Genomic DNA, 531 nt, shown 5'->3' with positions numbered 1-531 from the left:
CCTGACTAATGCAGTACAATCCGCCCCCTTCTCAACTCCCCCAAGGATCCGCCATGTCCGGGCTTGAACTGTTTGCTGCTGCCCTCGGTGTCATCGCCGTGTGGCTGACGGTCAAGCAGAATCCGTGGTGCTGGCCGATCGGGCTGGTCATGGTGTTGCTCTACAGCTGGATCTTCTTTGAGGTGAAGCTGTATTCGGACATGTTGCTGCAAGTGATCTACGCCGCGCTGCAGATCTACGGCTGGTGGCAATGGACCCGCGCCGGAACGATGCATGACGGTCGCCAAGTCACCCGCCTCGATGCACGCTCGATTCTGCTCGGCCTTGGCATTGGAGCGATCGGCAGCCTGTCGCTGGGCGCGGCGATGGCGCACTGGACCGACGCCGCACAGCCGTGGCTCGATGCCGCGCTCACCGGTTTCAGTCTGGTGGCGCAACTGTGGATGGCGCAAAAACGCCTGCAATGCTGGGCGCTGTGGTTCGTCCTCGATGTGATCTTTGTCGGCCTGTTCATCTATAAAGGCCTCTATC

At 60.5% G+C, this 531-nt stretch carries 1 protein-coding gene; it reads left to right on the top strand.

The window, feature by feature from the left end; genetic code table 11:
* Positions 1 to 53 precede the first annotated feature (53 nt).
* Positions 54 to 531 (top strand): nicotinamide riboside transporter PnuC (gene pnuC / locus OQK_RS01470; protein ID WP_016770785.1); only part of this gene is annotated, 478 nt, incomplete at its 3' end.

Source organism: Pseudomonas sp. R62 (assembly GCF_000257605.1).
GTDB classification, from domain to species: domain Bacteria; phylum Pseudomonadota; class Gammaproteobacteria; order Pseudomonadales; family Pseudomonadaceae; genus Aquipseudomonas; species Aquipseudomonas atacamensis.
This window is presented reverse-complemented; position numbering and strand designations above follow the sequence as displayed.